This window comes from Streptomyces sp. (genome assembly GCF_036566765.1).
In the GTDB taxonomy this organism is placed as follows: domain Bacteria; phylum Actinomycetota; class Actinomycetes; order Streptomycetales; family Streptomycetaceae; genus Streptomyces.
On record NZ_DATCVQ010000444.1, the window covers coordinates 1 to 5096 of the forward strand.

Here is a 5096-nt window from a genome sequence, read left to right on the forward strand (position 1 = left end):
GGCCGCTCGCGCCGACCGCGCCCTCACCTCCATCGCCTCCCGGCAGGCCGCCGCGACCGCGCTGGGCGCGGGGCTGACCGCCCTGGGCTGCGGCCTGACCGTCGCGGCCGCCGCGCTCGTCGGCGTCCAGGGCGTCCGCGACGGCCGGCTCGACGGCGTCGCGCTCGCCGTCGTCGTCCTCACCCCGCTCGCTGCGTTCGAGGCGGTGACCGGTCTGCCGCTCGCCGTCCAGTACCGGCAGCGCGTCAAGCGGAGCGCCGAGCGGGTCCACGAGATCCTCGACGCGCCCGTCCCCGTGCACGAGCCGGAGCGGCCGGCCGCCGCGCCGGACAGCCCGTTCCCGCTGGAGCTCGACGGGCTCTGCGCGCGGTACGCCGGACAGGACCGGGACGCGCTCAGCGACTTCGGGCTCACCCTGGAGGCCGGCCGCCGGGTCGCCGTCGTCGGCGCGTCCGGCTCCGGCAAGACCACGCTCGCCCAGGTCCTCCTCCGCTTCCTGGACGCCCGCGCCGGCACGTACCGGCTCGGCGGGGTGGCCGCGGACGCCCTCGACGGCGACGATGTGCGCCGCCTCGTCGGCCTGTGCGCCCAGGACGCCCACACCTTCGACAGCTCGCTGCGGGAGAACCTGCGGCTCGCCCGACCCGGCGCGAGCGACGACGAGCTGCGCGCCGCGCTCGACCGGGCCCGGCTGCTCGACTGGGTCGACGGCCTGCCCGAGGGCCTCGACACGCTCGTCGGCGAACACGGCGACCGGCTCTCCGGCGGCCAGCGCCAGCGGCTCGCGCTCGCCCGCGCGCTGCTCGCCGACTTCCCCGTGCTCGTCCTCGACGAGCCCGCCGAGCACCTCGACCTGGCCACGGCGGACGCGCTCACCGACGACCTGCTGCGGGTCACCGAGGGCCGGACGACGGTACTCATCACTCACCGCCTGCGCGGCCTCGACGCCGTCGACGAGGTCCTGGTCCTGGACGAGGGGCGGACCGTGCAGCGCGGCCCGTACGCGGAGCTGGCCGCCGCGGAGGGGCCGCTGCGGGCGATGCTGGAGCGGGAACGGGCGACCGATCTGCTCACGCATCGCGGCTGACCGCCCCCGAGTGTGCACACCCGACCACCGCCCCGCCGACTTTTCCCAGCAAATCGGACTTACTACTCTCAGGGGCATGACCGTGCCCGAAGCCCCGGACCCCCTCGAAGCCGCGACCCAGGCCACCCGCAGCCTGCAGGGCCTGTCGACCGAACTGACGGCGCGTGTCCCGCAGCTCCTGGAGGCCATGCGGTCTGTCGGCACCGGTCTGGAGCTGCACTCCACCCTGGACCGGATCTGCGAGACCGCCGCCGAGCTCGCCGGCGCCCGCTACGCGGCGATCGGCGTGATCGACGACGAGGGCGAGGGCCTCTCCGACCTCGTCACGCATGGCGTCCCGGACGAGGTCGCGCGGCGCATCGGCCGCCGTCCCGACGGGCACGCCGGGCTCCTCGGTGCGCTGATCCGGCAGCCGCAGACCATCCGCCTCGCCGACCTGACCGCCGACCCGCGGGCGGCCGGCTTCCCGCCCGGCCATCCCCCGATGCGGACCTTCCTCGGCGTCCCCATCCGCGTCCAGGGCGAGATCTTCGGCAACCTCTATCTCGCGGAGAAGCACGGCGGCGAGGAGTTCACCGACAACGACGTCCACATGGTGCGCGTCTTCGCCACCGAGGCCGGCATCGCCATCGGCAACGCCCGGCTGTACGAGGCCGCCCGGCAGCGCGAGCGCTGGATCGACGGCTCCGTGGCCGTCACCACCGCGCTGCTCTCCGGCGGCGACGCCGACGACGCCCTCGCGGTCGTCGCGGAACAGGCCCGCAGGCTCGCCGACGCGGCCGCGGGCATCGTGCTGCTGCCCGCCGAGGAGGGCGGCCTGGAGATCGTCGCCGTCTCCTCCGACCAGCCCTCCAAAGCGCTCGGCATCGTGATCCCGCCGGAGAGCCCGGTGGTGGAGCGGCTGCTCGCCGGCGAGCCGGTGTTCGTCACCGACGCCTCCGCCGATCCCCGCATGCTCAGCCGGGTGTCCGTCGCGTACGGGCCCGGCATGCTGCTGCCGCTGCAGAGCGGCGGGCGGGTGCTCGGCGCGCTCGCCACGCCCCGGGCCCGCGGCGCACGGCAGTTCACCGAGGCCGAGCGGACGCTGGCCACCCAGTTCGCCTCCCAGGCCGCGCTCGCGCTGATGATGGCCGAGGCGCAGCGCGACAGGGAGCGGCTCGCCGTCTACGAGGACCGCGACCGCATCGCCCGCGACCTCCACGACCTCGTCATCCAGCGGCTGTTCGCCACCGGGATGATGCTGGAGAGCGCCCAGCGCAAGTCGGTCGTGCCGGCCGTGCGGGAGGGCGTCGGCAAGGCGGTCGACGAACTGGACGTCACCATCCAGGAGATCCGCACCGCGATCTTCGCGCTCCAGCAGGGGCCGGCCGAGGCCCCGTCGGGGCTGCGCACCCGGGTGCTGCGGGAGATCAACATGGCCGCGGTGCCGCTCGGCTTCAAGCCCGCCCACCGGTTCCTCGGCGCGATCGACGCGGTGGTCGGCGAGCTCACCGGCAAGAACCTCGTCGCCGCGCTGCGCGAAGCGCTCTCCAACGCCTTCCGGCACGCGGAGGCCACCAGGATCGAGGTCGTCGTGGACGCCACCGTCACCCTGGACGACGGCGCCCCGGGCGTCCGGCTCTCGGTGGCCGACGACGGCGTGGGCCTCCCGGAGGGCGGCCGGCGCAGCGGCCTGCGCAACCTGGCCCGCCGCGCGGAGTCCCTCGGCGGGGCGAGCTGGTGCGGCCCGGGCATCGGCGAGAACGACGGCGGCACGACGGTGGTGTGGGAGGCGCCCTTGTAGTCCGGCTTCTGCGCCGCGCTGCGGTCGGCCCGGCCTGCTCGTGCGGGCCGATCGTCGGATCTTCGTAGGCCGAGTGGCCGTACGACAGTCGCGTGCTGCCGGGAAGCGGGGCGTCGTCGGGTGACGATCCGATCATGCGCATCTCATACGACCGGTGGCCCCGTCCCCTGCCGCTGCTGTGTGCGCTGCTCGCGCCGGTCCTTCCCGTCCCGCTGCTCCTGCTGTGGCCGCGCCCCGCCGTCGCCTTCGACGGGCCGAGCACCGGCCCGGAGGTCGCCCGGCTCTTCCAGGAGACCGCGCGCGCCGTCGCCTCGTACGAGCAGGGGCGGCGGGCCGCCGACGCCCAGCGCGTCCGGGCCGAGGGCCTGGAGAAGCGGCTGACCGGGCACCGCCGCGAACTGGCCGTCCTGCACGACCAGGCGGGCGGGGTCGCCCGCGCCCAGTACCGCGACGGCGGCTCGCTCACCCACACGGCCCGGCTGCTGCTCTCGAAGAACCCCGACCAGCTTTTGCGCGGACAGCAGATCGCGGCCCAGGCCGACGCGGTCGTCAGCCGGCTGCTCGACAACTCCCGCCGGGCCGAGGCCCGGCTGGCGCGGGCGCAGGGCGCGGCGAACTCCGCCCGGCAGGAGCTCGACCGGCGTGTCGAACGGCTCGACCGCATCAAGCGGGGCATCGAGACCAAGCTCGAAGAGGCGCAGTGGACGCTCCAGGCGGAGGCGAACCGCAGCGCGGCCGCGGGCAGTTGCCGGGGCGCGGTTCGGATCGACCAGCCCGGCGGCCCGCCGCGCGGCCGGCCGTGGGTCGCGCCGGTGGAGGCGTACTCGCTCTCCGCGGGCTTCGACAGCGCGGGCGAGCGCTGGGCCCGCCGGCACACGGGCCAGGACTTCGCGGTGGCCATCGGCACGCCCGTACGGTCCGTGGGCGCCGGCCGGGTGGTGCGCGTCTCGTGCGGCGGCGGTTTCGGGATCGAGGTGGTCGTCGGGCACAACGACGGCTGGTACACGCAGTACGCGCATCTGGCCTCGGCGGCGGTCGCCGCCGGCGAACGGGTGCTGCCCGGGCAGTGGATCGGACAGGCCGGGACGACCGGCAACTCGACGGGCCCGCACCTGCACTTCGAGACACGCCTGACGCCTCAGCTGGGGTCGGGCGTCGACCCGTCGCGCTGGCTCGCCGAGCGCGGGGTACGGCTGCGGGACACCGTCCTGCCGGGCGAGGAGGCGGGCGCTGCCGGCGCGCGGCTGCCGGACGCGGTCGGCCCTGCGGCGGCGAAGGTGCCTGCGGTGCCTGCGGTGCCTGGAGTGTCTGGAGTGCCTGGAGTGCCTGCGGTGCCTGCGCCCAAGGGGAAGGCCTCCGGGCCGGCACCCGCCCCCGGACCGGAATCCGCTCCCGTTCCGGTGCCTGACGCGCCGCCCGTACCGGCTCCCATCCCGGCCCCCGATCCCGTCACAGGGCCGCCAGGATCTCCTCGATGACGACGGCGACGCCGTCCTCGTTGTTGGCGACCGTCCGGCCGGAGGCGGCGGAGACCACCTCGGGGTGCGCGTTGCCCATCGCGTACGAGCGCCCCGCCCAGGTGAGCATCTCGATGTCGTTCGGCATGTCGCCGAAGGCGACGACCTCCTCGGCCGCGATGCCGCGCTCGGCGCAGCAGTGCTCGAGCGTGGACGCCTTGGAGACGCCGGGGCCGCTGATCTCCAGCAGGGCGGTGGGGCTGGACCGGGTGAACGACGCCAGGTCGGCGGCCGCCTCGCGGGCCAGCGCCAGGAAGACGTCGGGGTCGAGGTCGGGGTGCTGGGCGAGCAGCTTGAGCACGGGGGCCGCCGCGCCGGGGGTCTCCTCGAACAGCAGCTTCTCGGCGGTGGCGACCGTTGCGCCGGGGTCGAGGAAGAACGGCGGATACATCGGCTCGTAGTGGATGCCGGTGGTCAGCTCGACCGCGAAGGACGTGCCGGGCGCGGCCGCCCGCAGCCGGTGGACGACTTCCAGGGCGGTCGGCCGCTCCAGCGGACGCACCTCCAGAAACGTTCCTCCAGAGTGCAGGTCGACGACCGCCGCACCGTTGGCGCAGATGGCCAGGCCGTGACCGTGGACGTGATCGCTGACGACGTCCATCCAGCGGGCGGGGCGTCCGGTGACGAAGAAGACCTCGATCCCGGCGGCCTCGGCCGCGGCGAGCGCGGCGACGGTGCGCGCGGAGAGGGACTTGTCGTCGCGCAGCAG

At 75.3% G+C, this 5096-nt stretch carries 3 protein-coding genes and 1 pseudogene; 3 read left to right on the forward strand and 1 reads right to left on the reverse strand.

What is annotated here, in order from left to right; all coding sequences use genetic code 11:
* From cydC to VIU94_RS26220, 3 genes and pseudogenes are all read left to right on the forward strand, one after another.
* Positions 1-1087: thiol reductant ABC exporter subunit CydC (gene cydC, locus VIU94_RS26210; RefSeq protein WP_331914748.1), on the forward strand; the 1087-nt coding region annotated here is incomplete at its 5' end.
* A 76-nt stretch (positions 1088-1163) separates the two neighbouring features.
* Positions 1164-2870, forward strand: a complete 1707-nt coding sequence (locus tag VIU94_RS26215; protein ID WP_331914749.1) for a sensor histidine kinase — start codon at positions 1164-1166, stop codon at positions 2868-2870.
* Positions 2871-3004: 134 nt separating this feature from the next.
* Positions 3005-4066, forward strand: a pseudogene (locus VIU94_RS26220) (M23 family metallopeptidase); the annotation flags it as partial.
* A gap of 253 nt (positions 4067-4319) precedes the next feature.
* On the opposite strand, the gene VIU94_RS26225 reads toward VIU94_RS26220, so the two are convergent.
* Positions 4320-5096, reverse strand: a 777-nt coding sequence (locus tag VIU94_RS26225) for an HAD hydrolase family protein (RefSeq protein ID WP_331914751.1), incomplete at its 5' end; no start/stop codon positions are given.

Bases quoted from the DNA above. Each gene is read 5' to 3' on its own strand.
- VIU94_RS26215 (WP_331914749.1), top strand. From the start codon at position 1,164: ATGACCGTGCCCGAAGCCCCGGACCCCCTCGAAGCCGCGACCCAGGCC.